14 protein-coding genes are annotated in these 13,850 nt (G+C 63.9%); 9 read left to right on the top strand and 5 right to left on the bottom strand.

What is annotated here, in order from left to right; all coding sequences use genetic code 11:
- Positions 1 to 496 precede the first annotated feature (496 nt).
- From FJ417_RS30915 to FJ417_RS30890, 6 genes are all read left to right on the top strand, one after another.
- Positions 497 to 1,189, top strand: a complete 693-nt coding sequence (locus FJ417_RS30915) for a hypothetical protein (RefSeq protein ID WP_226892035.1) — start codon at positions 497 to 499, stop codon at positions 1,187 to 1,189.
- A gap of 94 nt (positions 1,190 to 1,283) precedes the next feature.
- Positions 1,284 to 1,433, top strand: coding sequence for a DUF3096 domain-containing protein (locus FJ417_RS30910; protein ID WP_127866594.1), 150 nt, complete (start codon positions 1,284 to 1,286; stop codon positions 1,431 to 1,433).
- A gap of 149 nt (positions 1,434 to 1,582) precedes the next feature.
- Complete coding sequence (locus FJ417_RS30905; RefSeq protein ID WP_140650631.1) at positions 1,583 to 1,807, top strand: aa3-type cytochrome c oxidase subunit IV; 225 nt, start codon at positions 1,583 to 1,585, stop codon at positions 1,805 to 1,807.
- A gap of 85 nt (positions 1,808 to 1,892) precedes the next feature.
- On the top strand, positions 1,893 to 3,137 hold the full coding sequence (locus FJ417_RS30900) for a Re/Si-specific NAD(P)(+) transhydrogenase subunit alpha (protein ID WP_140702290.1): 1,245 nt from the start codon (positions 1,893 to 1,895) through the stop codon (positions 3,135 to 3,137).
- Positions 3,137 to 3,556, top strand: a complete 420-nt coding sequence (locus FJ417_RS30895) for an NAD(P) transhydrogenase subunit alpha (protein WP_140644722.1) — start codon at positions 3,137 to 3,139, stop codon at positions 3,554 to 3,556. The genes FJ417_RS30900 and FJ417_RS30895 overlap by 1 nt, the downstream gene beginning before the upstream one ends.
- A 1-nt stretch (position 3,557) precedes the next feature.
- Complete coding sequence (locus tag FJ417_RS30890) at positions 3,558 to 4,964, top strand: NAD(P)(+) transhydrogenase (Re/Si-specific) subunit beta (RefSeq protein WP_140786058.1); 1,407 nt, start codon at positions 3,558 to 3,560, stop codon at positions 4,962 to 4,964.
- Positions 4,965 to 5,136: 172 nt separating this feature from the next.
- Here FJ417_RS30890 and FJ417_RS30885 read toward each other — a convergent pair whose 3' ends face one another.
- Together FJ417_RS30885 and FJ417_RS33720 are read right to left on the bottom strand one after the other, a co-directional pair.
- Positions 5,137 to 5,427 (bottom strand): hypothetical protein, encoded by a 291-nt coding sequence (locus FJ417_RS30885; protein ID WP_140644724.1) that lies wholly within the window; start codon positions 5,425 to 5,427, stop codon positions 5,137 to 5,139.
- A complete protein-coding gene (locus FJ417_RS33720) occupies positions 5,424 to 5,831 on the bottom strand; it encodes a hypothetical protein (RefSeq protein ID WP_246687602.1) in 408 nt (135 codons plus the stop codon). Before FJ417_RS33720 ends, FJ417_RS30885 begins: the two co-directional genes overlap by 4 nt.
- On the opposite strand from FJ417_RS33720, the gene FJ417_RS30880 reads away from it, so the two are divergent.
- Positions 5,721 to 7,205 (top strand): winged helix-turn-helix domain-containing protein, encoded by a 1,485-nt coding sequence (locus FJ417_RS30880; protein WP_246687600.1) that lies wholly within the window; start codon positions 5,721 to 5,723, stop codon positions 7,203 to 7,205. The two genes, FJ417_RS33720 and FJ417_RS30880, sit on opposite strands and share 111 nt — an antisense overlap.
- 203 nt (positions 7,206 to 7,408) lie before the next feature.
- On the opposite strand, the gene gyrB is transcribed toward FJ417_RS30880, so the two are convergent.
- Entirely contained in the window at positions 7,409 to 9,880 is a 2,472-nt protein-coding gene (gyrB, locus tag FJ417_RS30875; protein WP_140786056.1) for a DNA topoisomerase (ATP-hydrolyzing) subunit B, read from the bottom strand.
- A 241-nt stretch (positions 9,881 to 10,121) separates the two neighbouring features.
- Positions 10,122 to 10,694 carry an NADPH-dependent FMN reductase gene (locus FJ417_RS30870; RefSeq protein WP_140786055.1) on the bottom strand — a complete coding sequence of 191 codons (573 nt, stop codon included), beginning with the start codon at positions 10,692 to 10,694 and terminating at the stop codon, positions 10,122 to 10,124.
- A gap of 171 nt (positions 10,695 to 10,865) precedes the next feature.
- Between FJ417_RS30870 and FJ417_RS30865 the strand changes: the two genes are divergently transcribed.
- The gene (locus FJ417_RS30865) at positions 10,866 to 12,236 is read left to right on the top strand and encodes a cytochrome P450 (RefSeq protein WP_140786054.1); all 1,371 of its coding nucleotides are present in this window, start codon (positions 10,866 to 10,868) and stop codon (positions 12,234 to 12,236) included.
- Between the two features lie 8 nt (positions 12,237 to 12,244).
- On the opposite strand, the gene FJ417_RS30860 is transcribed toward FJ417_RS30865, so the two are convergent.
- Positions 12,245 to 13,228, bottom strand: coding sequence for a complex I NDUFA9 subunit family protein (locus tag FJ417_RS30860; protein WP_140786053.1), 984 nt, complete (start codon positions 13,226 to 13,228; stop codon positions 12,245 to 12,247).
- Between the two features lie 198 nt (positions 13,229 to 13,426).
- Between FJ417_RS30860 and FJ417_RS30855 the strand changes: the two genes are divergently transcribed.
- Complete coding sequence (locus FJ417_RS30855) at positions 13,427 to 13,807, top strand: helix-turn-helix domain-containing protein (protein WP_140786052.1); 381 nt, start codon at positions 13,427 to 13,429, stop codon at positions 13,805 to 13,807.
- Positions 13,808 to 13,850 lie beyond the last annotated feature (43 nt).

Genomic DNA, 13,850 nt, shown 5'->3' with positions numbered 1-13,850 from the left:
CCAGGAAAAGTGCGAAGCGGTTTTCCGTCCGGAATTGCGTCAAACAAGAGAAAATCCATGAAAAGTGCGAAGTGGTTCCCGTCCGGAACTGCGCTGAAATAGAGAGCAATCGCAGAAAAAATGGAATCCGGATTTCCGTCTGGAGCGGATATGCGCTCCGTGAAACGATAGCCGTTCCGGCGTAGTATAATTCTGTGATGCACTGACGCTTTCAAGCTCTGGATACGGATTGATCTTGATGACCCGCCGTCAGGCCGGATCAGACAATTGCTGGCTGCGGTATTTGTTTTTTCGCGTGTAAGATCGATGAAAACGATCGCAGCTATTAAGGTTAACAGACGGTAAATCAGCAATCTCGAATTTTCAGCTTGTGTCTCATTTCAACTCGAATAGCTTGTCCTCAGGCGGAATTCGAGGACGGACAATAATGGAAGCTGCGGCTAAGGGTGCGTCGGCTGGCGCCAGCTCAAAAGCTGATTCCCTGCTCAACCGAACGATGATGCAGCTCCTGGAGCACGTCGAATATCGCCTCATCACCGGGGGCGAGGATCTGGAAGCGATCTACCGGCTTCGATATCAGTCCTACCTCAAATCAGGCATGTGCGGTCCGATCGCCAGCGGGATGTTCGAGGATCGCTGGGATAATCTTCCCAACTCCTACCGCTTCGGCGTCTATTGTTACGGCGAATTGGTCAGCACATTGCGCTTTCACTATATTTCCAGTGAACAGCCATACTCACCTTCGGTGGACGCCTATCCCGAAGTGTTGCTCCCGCGGCTCGCCCGGGGGGAAACCTTCATCGACGGCACCCGCTTCGCAACTGATCCCGATGCCGCGCCGGCGCCCGGCGTTCTGCCTTTCCTGACGCTCAGGATCGCCATGGTGGCCTCCAATTATTTTGGCCAGGACTCGGTGCTGACCCCGGTCAAGGTCGAGCATTCTCATTTCTATGCCCGGTTCTTCAATGCCGTGCAGAAGAGCGAAGCCAAGCAGTTCCCGGGCGTTCTTGCTCCGATCGCGCTGTTCGAGATCCCTGCCGGCGAGAATATGCGCCGCACGCTCGAGCGGTTCCCGTTCTACAATTCGACGCCGATGGAGCAGCGGCTGATGTTCGGCAATCCGGCCATCAACCGGCTGACGCCCCTCTCCATTCTGCCGACGGCGAAATACTATCGCGCCGCTGCCTGAACGCAGGCCATGAACCTTTCGCCGGCTGCTCCGTTATCAAGGTCGCAGCCCGGTCTGTCAGGCGATCGCGCCTGTCACAGGAAAGGATCCCCGCATGACCATCCACTCGCTCGCGCTGACGCCGCTGATCTCGCTGATCGCCGGCGTACTGATCCTGGTGATGCCGCGGCTCCTCAACTACATAGTCGCGCTTTACCTGATCGTTGTCGGTCTGCTCGGCCTTTTTCCCCACCTCGCCAGCTGAATCCCGCGCCGGCCGCGTGGACACAGCTGCGGCATTCAATTTCAACTTTCGTTTGAGGCTGTTGTCGCCGGCTGTGCGGCAATAGCGCCATTGCTCTTGGTTCGGCTTTTCGCTATGTGCCTCAAAGGCATTTTCGAAGGGGTACTTCCATGGCTGATCACACGCCGACCGGTCCTGTCGAGCTGGGCGCGCAAATGGACTATGCCGAGCACGACCGTACCTACAAGGGCTTCCTCGGTCTTGCCAAATACGGCTCGCTGTTCTGTGCCGCCATCCTTATCGCAATGGCCTTCGGCTTCTTCGTCGGCGGCTTCTTCTCGGCGACCGTCCTGTTCATCCTGATCATGGCCGTCGGCACTCTCATTCTGCGGTAGACTTCCCAAGCCCATTGCCCTCGACGTCGCCGGACGTCCGGCCGACGCCTTGCGCAATCAAGGTTCCAGCCGAAAGGATCATCCGGTGGGACAAATAGTATTCATCCCTCGTGAGGTTGACCCGAACGAGCCGCGTGTCGCGGCCTCGCCGGAGACGGTCAAGCGCCTGACGGGTCTCGGCTTCGACGTGATCGTCGAGAAGGGTGCCGGCCTCGGCTCCCGCATCCCCGACCAGGATTTCACTGCTGCCGGCGGTGCGATCGGAACGGCGGCCGACGCCAAGAAGGCCGATGTCGTGCTGAAAGTGCGCCGGCCGACGGATGCGGAGCTCAAGGGCTACAAGTCGGGCGCCGCCGTGATCGCCATCATGGATCCCTACGGCAACGATGCCGCGGTGGCCGCGATGGCCAAGGCCGGCATCACCGCCTTTTCCATGGAGTTCATGCCGCGCATCACCCGTGCGCAATCGATGGACGTGCTGTCCTCGCAGGCCAACCTCGCCGGCTACCAGGCGGTGATCGATGCCGCCGCCGAATATGACCGCGCGCTGCCGATGATGATGACGGCGGCCGGCACCGTGCCGGCGGCAAAGACCTTCATCATGGGCGTCGGCGTCGCCGGCCTGCAGGCCATCGCCACCGCGCGCCGCCTCGGCTCTGTCGTCACGGCCACCGACGTGCGCCCGGCGGTGAAGGAGCAGGTGCAGTCGCTCGGCGCGAAATTCCTGGCGGTCGAGGACGAGGAATTCAAGGCGGCCGAGACCGCCGGCGGCTACGCCAAGGAAATGTCGAAGGAATACCAGGCCAAGCAGGCGGCGCTCACCGCCGAGCACATCGCCAAGCAGGACATCGTTATCACCACCGCGCTGATCCCCGGCCGTCCGGCGCCGAAGCTGGTCTCGGCCGCCATGGTTGCCTCGATGAAGCCGGGCTCGGTGATCGTCGACCTCGCCGTCGAGCGCGGCGGCAATGTCGAGGGCGCGGTGCCGGGCAAGGTCGTGATGACCGGGAACGGCGTCAAGATCGTCGGCCACCTCAACGTGCCGGGCCGTGTCGCCGCATCCGCCTCGCTGCTCTACGCCAAGAACCTATACGCCTTCCTCGAGACGATGGTCGACAAGGCGGCGAAGCAGCTTGCCATCAGGCGCGACGACGATCTGGTCAAGGCGACGATGCTGACCGACGCCGGCAAGGTGGTGCATCCGAACTTCGCCAAGGCGGTCGAGCAGCCGCGCACCGAGCCGGCGGCCATTCCGGCGACGAGCATGGTCGCCGACGCCAGACCGGCGCCGAAGAAGAAGTCCGCAGCCAAGCCTAAGGGGACCGCGTGATGGACGCCTTGCAGAAAGCCCTCGACCAACTCGATCAGGCGACTGCCGCCGTTCGCCTTGCGGTGCAGGATCTTGCCAACGCGCCCGCAGGCGAGGCTGCCGGTAACGCGGCGCACGCGCTGTCCGGTGGCGCCGTCGATCCCTTCGTCTTCCAACTCGCCATCTTCGTGCTGGCGATCTTCGTCGGCTATTATGTCGTCTGGTCGGTGACGCCGGCGCTGCACACACCGCTGATGGCCGTCACCAACGCCATTTCATCGGTCATTGTCGTCGGCGCGCTGCTCGCCGTCGGCATCTCGGCCTCCGGGCTCGCCGCCGGCTTCGGTTTCGTCGCCCTGGTGCTGGTCTCGGTCAACATCTTCGGCGGCTTCCTGGTCACCCAGCGCATGCTCGCCATGTACAAGAAGAAGGAAAAGTGACGTGACCGTCAATCTGGCTTCCTTCCTCTATCTCATCTCCGGCATCCTGTTCATCCTGGCGCTGCGCGGGCTGTCGCATCCCACCACCAGCCGGCGAGGCAATCTCTTCGGCATGATCGGTATGGCGATCGCTATCGCCACCACGCTGGCATTGGCTTTGCCTTTGGCTCCCTCGGTCGGCCGTTTCGGCTGGATCGTGCTCGGGCTGGCCATCGGCGGTGGCATCGGCGCGGTCACCGCGCGCCGCATCGCCATGACCTCGATGCCGCAGCTGGTCGCCGCCTTCCACTCGCTCGTCGGCTTCGCCGCCGTGATGGTGGCGGCTGCCGCCATGTACGCGCCGGAAAGTTTCGGCATCGGTACGGCGGGCGACATCCATGCGCAGGCGCTGGTCGAAATGAGCCTGGGCGTAGCCATCGGCGCCATCACCTTCACCGGCTCGGTCATCGCCTTCCTCAAGCTCGACGGCCGCATGTCCGGCAAGCCGATCATGATCGGTGGCCGGCACCTCATCAACATCGTCCTCGGCGTCGCCCTGGTGGTGCTGATCGTGCTGTTGGTCACCACGGAATCGAAGCTCGTCTTCTGGCTGATCGTCGCCGCCTCGCTGGTGCTCGGCGTGCTCCTGATCATCCCGATCGGCGGCGCCGACATGCCGGTCGTGGTGTCGATGCTGAATTCCTACTCGGGCTGGGCGGCTGCCGCGCTTGGTTTCACCCTCGGCAATCTGGCGCTGATCATCACCGGCGCGCTGGTCGGCTCGTCCGGCGCGATCCTGTCCTACATCATGTGCAAGGGCATGAACCGCTCCTTCATCTCGGTCATCCTCGGCGGCTTCGGCGGCGAGACGGCCGCGGTTGCCGACGACGGCATCGAGCGCACCGTCAAGCAGGGCTCGGCCGATGACGCCGCCTATCTGATGATGAACGCGCAGAAGGTCATCATCGTGCCCGGCTACGGCATGGCGGTCGCCCAGGCGCAGCACGCGCTGCGCGAGATGGCCGACAAGCTCAAGGCCGCCGGCGTCGAGGTGAAATACGCCATTCACCCGGTCGCCGGCCGCATGCCCGGCCACATGAACGTGCTCTTGGCCGAGGCCAACGTGCCTTACGACGAGGTGTTCGAGCTGGAGGACATCAACTCCGAGTTCGCGCAGGCCGACGTCGCCTATGTCATCGGCGCCAACGACGTCACCAACCCGTCCGCGCGCGACGACAAGTCCTCGCCGATCTACGGCATGCCGATCCTCGACGTCGACAAGGCCCGCACCTGCCTGTTCGTCAAGCGCTCGCTCGGCTCCGGCTATGCCGGCATCGACAACACGCTGTTCTACAAGGACGGCACCATGATGCTGCTCGGCGACGCCAAGAAGATGACCGAGGAAATCGTCAAGGCGTTTGATCACTGAGGCGACTGTGGCCGACTGACCGAAACAGAAAAGCCCGGCAGCGACAGGCCGTGGTTTTTCGTTGATCGGATGGCCTCGGTGCCGATGCGTCACGAGCAGCCCACGGCGCAGACACTCAGGTCTACTCCGTGACGAATGCTCAAGGCGCAGCCGAAACCTGGCCGCTCTCCAATCAGTGTTCGCGGCGAAGGCGGCGGTCTGTCACCACCTGCGCCAGCATTTCTGTCGGGTCCCGGTCGACCGGCAAGGCAAAGGCGTTCTCGAGATCGCAGCTGGTAAGGCCGATATCGCGACGCTCGCATTCGCTCATGGCGGCCAGACATGCGAGCTGGCTGCGCGCCTTCCAGAACCGTGGCAGCCACAACAGCGTCCATTTCACCGCCTCGTACATCCGGAAAAGCGAGACGAGAGCGTGCCGCCGGTAGCCGGTTTCGGCACCAATCGAATGATCGGTCGTTGTCATGGCGTTTGTCTCCGTGCTCGACATGGTTGCCTCCTGTTGCGATCGCCGGCATTCGGCGCGGCCTTGGCCTGCGCACCGGTTGCAGCGATCTTGCCCACGCGTTGCGGCTTGGGTTTCTTGCCACCTTCATCGTTGAGTGCGAGATTGCGCCGTTTCGAGATGCTTGTCCGGAAAGCGGCCTGAAAGAGTACTGACGAAGCTCTGAAAATTCTGAGGATCAGACAGTCGCGATGAACGTCGAGCCACAGCCGATCTACAGCTTCGCCGGCTTCAGCCTCGACACGCGCGCCGGAGTGTTGCGCGACGGTTCGGGCGAGATCGCGCTGCGACCGAAATCGCTCGATCTGCTGATTTTTCTTATCCGCAACGCCGGCCGGCTGGTGCCGAAGGACGAGCTTCTGCATGCGGTGTGGAGCGACGTGATCGTCACCGAAGATTCGCTCACCCGATGCATCAGCGACATCCGCCGCGCGCTAGGCGACAAAGCGCAGACGCTGATCCGCACCATGCCGCGCCGCGGCTACATGTTCCCCGGCGAAGTGCTGGAGGGACCGCCAGCCGTCGATGCGCGTCCGTCGCCTCAGCTCCCCGACAAGCCGTCGCTCGTCGTGCTTCCATTCGAGAATCTGTCATCGGACCCCGAGCAATCCTACCTCGCCGACGGCACGGTAGAGGAGATCACGGCGGCGCTAGCGCGCATTCGCGGCCTGTTCGTCATCTCGCGCAACTCGGCCTTTGCTTACCGAGGCCAGGCGCTTGATCTGCCGCGCATCGGCCGCGAGCTCGGCGTCCGCTACGTGCTGGAAGGAAGCGTGCGCCGGCATCTCGACCAGATCCGCATCTCGGCGCGGCTGGTCGAGGCAGAGACCGGCAGTCTAATCTGGGCGGAAGGTTTCAAAGGTGACATCGCGGATGCGTTCGCGCTGCAGGACAATGTGACGGCGGGTGTCGCAGGCGCGATTCTGCCGTCAATCCAGATGGCAGAAATCGAGCGTGCGCGCCGCAAGCGGCCGGGCGACCTGCAAACCTACGATCTGGTGATGCGCAGTCTGCCGCATGTCTGGGCGCTCGGCCGCCAGGACAATGCGATCGCCATCGAGACGCTTGAGAAGGCTTTGCTGGGCGATCCCGATTATCCGCTGGCTCTGTCCCTGCTGTCCTGGTGTCATGCGCAGCGCAAGATCTACAGTTGGTCGACCTCGCCAGAGGCCGACCGGCGCCGTGCGCTGGGGCTGGCGGAGCGATCTGCCGAACTCAACGGTGACGATCCATTTTCCCTGGCCGTGCTCGGCGCTGCCCACACCGTGTCGGGCAATTTCGTCACCGCAGGCGCGCTGCTTGAAAAGGCGTGTTCGATCGATCCCAATTCGGCCTTCGCCTGGAACAGGAGCGGGTGGGTTGCAGCCTACAGAGACGAGGTCGAGCGGGCGGCGGAATGCTTCGAGCGGTCGCTGCGACTGGGGCCGTTCGATCCCATGGTTTATACCTGTCACTTGGGCCTGGCTGTCGTGCATTTCAGCGCCAGGCGGCCCGGTCAGGCGGCGGACCTGTATCTGCGTATCCTGGCGGAGCATCCGAATGCCTTGTGGATACTGCGTACGCTGATGCCGGCACTTGTCGAAGCGGGACGCCTCGACGAAGCCCGGCAGCAAATGGTGCGTTGTCAGCGCGAATATCCGGAGCTCACCTTGCGGACGGTTCGCGACTCGATGCCCTTTAGAGCTGAAATTCTCGACCGACACGAAAACGCGCTGAGAAGCCTTGGAATGCCGGAATAGAGGACCACTTGCCGGATCGGTGGCCGGAACAGACAGCCGGAAGGAGGCCATGAGGCTATTTCATCGCCTGGAGCCACTGGCTAGAATCGCCGCATCGGCAACGGTGCGACCAATTTCACGAGCTATATCGTCGGAGTGGATCGTGGTCAGGCGGCGCTGCTGAACGCCGCTTTGGCAAGCTTCTTTAGAGCATCGCTACGGTCTCAAATATCCAGATTGGCGACCGACAGCGCATTGTCCTGGATGAATTCGCGGCGCGGCTCCACCTCGTCGCCCATCAGCCGCGAGAACAGCGAGTCGGCGTCGGTCGCGTCATTGACCTTGACCTGCAGCAGCGAACGCACATTCGGATCCAGCGTGGTTTCCCAGAGCTGCTCGGCATTCATCTCGCCAAGGCCCTTGTAGCGCTGCATGGTCAGCCCCTTGCGGCCGGTGGCGAACACTGCGTTGAGCAGCGCCAGTGGTCCCGAAAGCAGCTCGGAGCTTTCCTTGCGGCGCAAGGTCGGCTGCTCGCCATAGACTTCCGCCAGGCGCGAGGCATAGCGGTCGAGCTGGCGCGCATCGGCCGAAGCGATCAGCCCGGCATCGAGCTGCGCCACGTCCTTCACGCCGCGCACGGTGCGCTCGAACACATAGCCGCCGGAGCCGTCATTGGAGGCCGACAGACGCCCGGTCCAGCCGCGCTCGGTCTCTTCGGCGATCATATCGAGCCGCCCGGCGACGCGCTCGGCCATCGCATTGGCGCGGCCGAGATCGGCAAGCACGTCGGCGTTGAGCGCGCCGGCGATCGCCGCCTGCTCGACGACGCTGCGGTTGTAGCGCGTGTGCAGCCCGTTGATCAGCTGGCGCACGGCAATTGCGTCGTCGATGGCGCTGCGCAGATCCTGGCCTGTCCGCACCTCGCCGGAGGCGAGCGTCAGCGAAGCCTCGTCCAGCCCGGACTCGATCAGGTATTCCTCATAGGCGTTTTCGTCCTTGAGGTATTGCGAGCTCTTGCCCCGGGTCACTTTGTAGAGCGGCGGCTGGGCGATGTAGAGATGTCCGCGCTCGATCAGCTCCGGCATCTGCCGGAAGAAGAAGGTGAGCAGCAGCGTGCGGATGTGGGCGCCGTCGACGTCGGCGTCGGTCATCAGGATGATCTTGTGGTAGCGCAGCTTGTCGGCGTTGAACTCGTCTTTGCCGATCGAGGTGCCGAGCGCGGTGATCAGCGTGCCGATCATGTCGGAGGAGAGCATGCGGTCGAAGCGCGCGCGCTCGACATTCAGGATCTTGCCGCGCAGCGGCAGGATCGCCTGGTTCTGGCGCGAGCGCCCGCCCTTGGCCGAGCCGCCGGCCGAGTCACCCTCGACGATGAAGATTTCGGACTTGGCCGGGTCGCGCTCCTGGCAGTCGGCGAGCTTGCCGGGCAGCGAGGTGACACCGAGCGAGCTCTTGCGCGTGATGTCGCGCGCCTTGCGCGCGGCCTCGCGAGCCGCGGCCGCCTGGATCACTTTCTCGACCACGACCTTGCCTTCGGCGGGATGTTCTTCCAGCCAGGTGCCGAGCGCCTCGTTGACCAGGCTTTCCACCACCGGGCGCACCTCGGACGAGACCAGCTTGTCCTTGGTCTGCGAGGAGAATTTCGGATCCGGCACCTTGACCGAGAGGACCGCGGTCAGGCCTTCGCGGCAATCGTCGCCGGTCAGCGATACCTTTTCCTTCTTGGTCTGGCCGGACGATTCGCCGTAGCCGGTGACCTGTCTGGTCAGCGCCGCGCGAAAGCCCGCCAGATGCGTGCCGCCGTCTCGCTGCGGGATGTTGTTGGTGAAGGCCAGCACATTCTCGTGGTAGCTGTCGTTCCACCACATCGCGACTTCGACGGTGATGCCGTCGCGCTCGGCGCGGATGGCGATCGGCGTCTCGATCAGCGGCTTCTTCACCCGGTCGAGATATTTGACGAACTCCTCCAGGCCGCCGTCGTAATGCAGCTCATGGCGCACGATGTCGGCATGGCGGGCGTCGGTCAGCACGATGCGCACGCCGGAATTGAGGAAGGCAAGCTCGCGCAGTCGATGCTCCAGCGTGCTGTAGTCGAATTCGACCATGGTGAAGGTCTCGGCCGACGGGAAGAACGTGATTTCGCTGCCGCTGCGGCCCTCATAGGTGCCCGGGCGCTTGTCCTGCTCGTAGCTTCCGGTCACCTTCAGCGGCGCGTCGGCATTGCCGTGCGTGAAGCTCATCTCGAAGATCTCGCCGTTGCGGCGGACCTTGATCTTCAGCCATGCCGAAAGCGCATTGACCACCGAGACGCCGACGCCGTGCAGGCCGCCCGAGACCTTGTAGGAGTTCTGGTCGAATTTGCCGCCGGCATGCAGCTGCGTCATGATCACTTCGGCCGCCGAAACGCCCTCCGAGGGGTGGATATCGGTCGGAATGCCGCGGCCATTGTCGATCACGGTGACGGAACCGTCGGGGTTGAGCGTCACTGAGACGAGGTCGGCGTGGCCGGCCAGCGCCTCGTCGATGGCGTTGTCCACCACCTCATAGACCATGTGATGCAGGCCCGAGCCGTCATCGGTGTCGCCGATATACATGCCCGGCCGCTTGCGCACGGCATCCAAGCCCTTCAAAACCTTGATGGAATCGGCGCCGTACTCGGCTTCCGCGCCATTGGCGCTTTCGGTCTGGTCGCTCATGAAAACCTGTCTGATTGATGCCGCTGGTACAGCGCGGAAAAATCGCCCCGAATCGCGCCGTTTTGATGTCCTAGATATAGGCGCAAACGGTTGCTTTTCCAAGGTTTGCGGCCATTTTGCCGGCTTGGCGAGCGACCCCGTCACGTCCGCGCGAGATGCTGGCGAGCGCATTGGGGCATCCGACAGTGAAAGCCGTGCCGAAGCCCGGCCTCGTAAGTGTCTTTCGCGGGGAACCTCGCGCCTATCCGGCGGCACGCACCGTCTTCAGCGCCTCGCTCCATCGGGACAGTTCGTCCAGCATCGTCCTGGCGCCTCCCTGCACCTGTTCGCTCGGTTGAAATGCACGGTTCTGGTCGAGCAGCGTCGCATAAGCGGGCAGTGCCACGCCCTCCGGGATCGGCATGACGCCGACGGAGGTGAGCAACGGCTTCAAGGCCTGCGCCGCGCGCAGGCCGCCTGACACGCCGCCATAGCTGAAGATCGCCGCCGGCTTGTAGCGCCATTCATGGACCAGGTAGTCGATGGCGTTCACGATCGCAGGCGCCACGAAGTAGTTATACTCCGGCGCGACGAACACGAAGGCATCGGCGGCATCGATCGCCTTCGACCAGGCCTTGGTGTGGTCGTTCTCGTATTTGCGCAGGCGCGGATGGTGCGGCTCGTCGAGCATCGGCAGGTTGAACGCCGCGATGTCGGTCAGCACCGGCTCGAACTTGCCGTGCTCGCGGGCGAAGCCCTCCAGCCATTCGCCGAAGATCGGGCCGGCGCGTCCCGGCCGCGTGCTGCCGATGATGATGTCCAGGCGTTGCTTCACTTGGGGCTCCTTGCTTGACGGTATCCGTTGGTGACTAAAGCAAGCCTTCACCCACAACAAGCAGGCATCGGCGGACGTCGTTCACATTCCGGCGAGGCGCCGGGCCGCTCGGTCACATGGACGTCCGCTTCGTCGGACACTACATTCGGCGCTGTCAGCGGAGCACGCTTCATGGACACCAAGCCCGCACCCTTCGTGCCGCCGGCGCCGAAGCCGCGCACAAAGCCGCCTTCGACGCTGGAGATGATGCGTATCATCTACCGCAACCCGCTCGAATTATGGGGCGAGCACACCTACAACGAGCCCTGGATTTCGGTCACCGGCGTCGGCGGGCCGCTGGTGGTCGCCAATGATCCGGGCCTTATCCGCCATGTGCTGGTCGACAACGCCAGGAACTACAAGATGGCGACCGTGCGCCAACTGGTGCTGCGGCCGATCCTGCGCGACGGACTGCTGACCGCCGAGGGCGAGGTCTGGAAGCGCTCGCGCAAGGCGATGGCGCCGGTGTTCACGCCGCGCCACATCTTCGGCTTCGCCGAGCCGATGCTGAGACGCACGCTGGAATTCGCCACCCGCTACGAGGCCGGCGGTGAGACCGATGTCGCCCATGACATGACGCTGCTCACCTATGACATTCTGGCCGAGACGCTGTTTTCCGGCGAGATCGCCGGCGAGCCGGGCAGCTTCGCCAAAGAGATCGACCGCCTGTTCGAAACCATGGGCCGCGTCGATCCGCTCGACCTGTTGCGCGCGCCGGAATGGCTGCCGCGTCTCACCCGCATGCGCGGCCGCAAGACCATGGCCTATTTCCGCAACATCGTCGCCGGCACGGTCAGGATGCGCGAGGAGCGGATGAAGCGCGATCCCGACAGCGTGCCGCAGGATTTCCTCACGCTTCTGCTGCGCGCCGAGGGGCCGGACGGGCTGACGCGCGCCGAAGTCGAGGACAACATCATCACCTTCATCGGCGCCGGCCACGAGACGACCGCGCGGGCGCTAGGCTGGACGATCTATTGCCTCGCCGGGGCGCCCTGGGAACGCGACAAGGTCGAGCGGGAGATCGACCCCGTGCTGGCGCGCGAACCGGATCCGACCAAATGGCTGGATGCCATGCCGCTCACCCGCGCCGCTTTCGAGGAGGCGCTGAGACTCTACCCGCCGGCGCCTTCGATCAACCGCGAGCCGATCGAGCCGGAGACCTGGAACGGGTTGTACATTCCGAAATACGCCGCCGTGCTGGTGATGCCGTGGGTCGTGCATCGCCACCGCAAGCTCTGGGACAGGCCGAACGCCTTCCTGCCGGAGCGCTTCCATCCGCAGAACCGCGACAGGATCGACCGGTTCCAGTACCTGCCGTTCGGCGCCGGGCCGCGCGTCTGCATCGGCGCCAGCTTCGCCATGCAGGAGGCGATCATCGCCCTGGCGATCCTGCTGTCGCGCTTCCGGTTCGACGTGACTCCTGAGACCCGGCCATGGCCGGTGCAGAAGCTCACCACGCAACCGCAGGGCGGCCTGCCGATGCAGGTTTCCCGGCGCGCCTGAAGTTTTGACTATCGGTCGGCGATCGGCCGGCGCTGCTGGAACTGGCCGGCGGCGCGGAAGCGCCAGAGATAGCTGGGCAGGATCGTGGCGATCGCCTGCGGCTGGATGCCGAGGCCGGTCAGCGTCCTGGCGGCCTTGGCGGCTTCGTCCGAAACGACGTTGTGCTCGCGCAACTGCATGACCTGGTCCTTGGTCAAGAGCGGATTGGGCAGCAGCTGCAGGATCGAGGCCTGGATGTTCGCCACCCAGAACGGCACCGGCACCAGGAGGCGGCGGCGTTCGACGACCATCAGCAGCTCTTCCATGCATTGCTTGAAGGTCAGCACCTGCGGGCCGCCGAGTTCGTAGATCTGGCCGCCCTCGATCTTGCCGTCGACCGAACGCGCCACCGCTTCGGCGACGTCGCCGACATAGACCGGCTGGAACTTGGTTTGCCCGCCGCCGATCAGCGGCAGCACGGGCGAATAACGCGCCATGTTGGCGAAGCGGTTGAAGAAACCGTCCTCCGGCCCGAAATTGATCGACGGCCGCAAGATGACGGCATCGCCGATCGTGTCGAACACGGCTTTCTCGCCGAGCGCCTTGGTGCGGGCATAGTCGGACGGCGACTTGAGATCGGCGCCGAGTGCCGAGATGTGGGTGAGGCCGGCGCCGACCGAGCGCGCGGCCTCGGCGACGGCGCGCGCCCCGAAATCGTGCACGGCGCCGAATTTCTGGCGGCCGGTCTCATGCAGGATGGCGACGAGGTTGACGACATGGTCGGCGCCCTGCACGGCGCGGTCTACCGACCAGCGCACGCGCACATTGGCCTGCACCGGCTGGATCTGGCCGACATTGCCGAGCGGCTGCACATGGCCGGCAAGGTCGGGCCGCCGGCAGGCGACCCGGATGCGGTAGCCGCGCTTGGCCAGCGCCCGCACGACATGGCGACCGACGAAGCCCGAGCCGCCGAAGACGACGACGAGCTTGGGGGTCTGCAGGATTTCGGTCATGAGTGGCTCCGCGCGCAAATGCTTGGCTGAAGCCGTTTCTTAATCCGTTTCTCGCCAAAGGCAAAGAGCGACCGGAAGTCGCCGTCGGCTTGTTTTTGAACTTGCCCGGAATGCCTGCCCCGCCGCATTTGGAGAAAACAGAAAACCCCGCCGATGAACTGACCCCCGAAAGTTGGACACAACCTTCGGGGGTTTTGCATGTCCAAATACAGTGCGCGCTTCAAGCGGTCAGTTGTCGATAGCTATTTGTACGGGGATGAGAGCTACGCGAGTGCGGCCTCGAAGCGAGGCGTCGACGCTGCGACTGTTCGCAAGTGGATTGCTTTGTACCAGGCGCATGGCGATGCGGGGCTGTCGGGCAAATACGGTCATTACGACGCGTCGTTCAAGTTGTCAGTGCTCGAGCGGATGTGGAGAGAAGGTCTGTCGTATCGCCAGACGGCGGCGTTGTTCAATATCCGCAATGCCGGTTGCCTGGCGGGCTGGGAGAAGCGCTATCATGCGGGCGGGACAGAGGCGCTCGGGCCACGTCCCAGAGGACGACCCGGTAGTGTGCTGAGAGTTCTGCAAATTCGCTGAGAGAGGGCGGTCATGGCAGGCTGGTGATGTTCAACGTCACCTG

Source organism: Mesorhizobium sp. B3-1-7 (assembly GCF_006439385.1).
Taxonomy (GTDB): Bacteria; Pseudomonadota; Alphaproteobacteria; order Rhizobiales; family Rhizobiaceae; genus Mesorhizobium.
The sequence above is the reverse complement of the archived record's forward strand: the minus strand, read 5'-3'. Positions and strand labels throughout refer to the sequence as shown.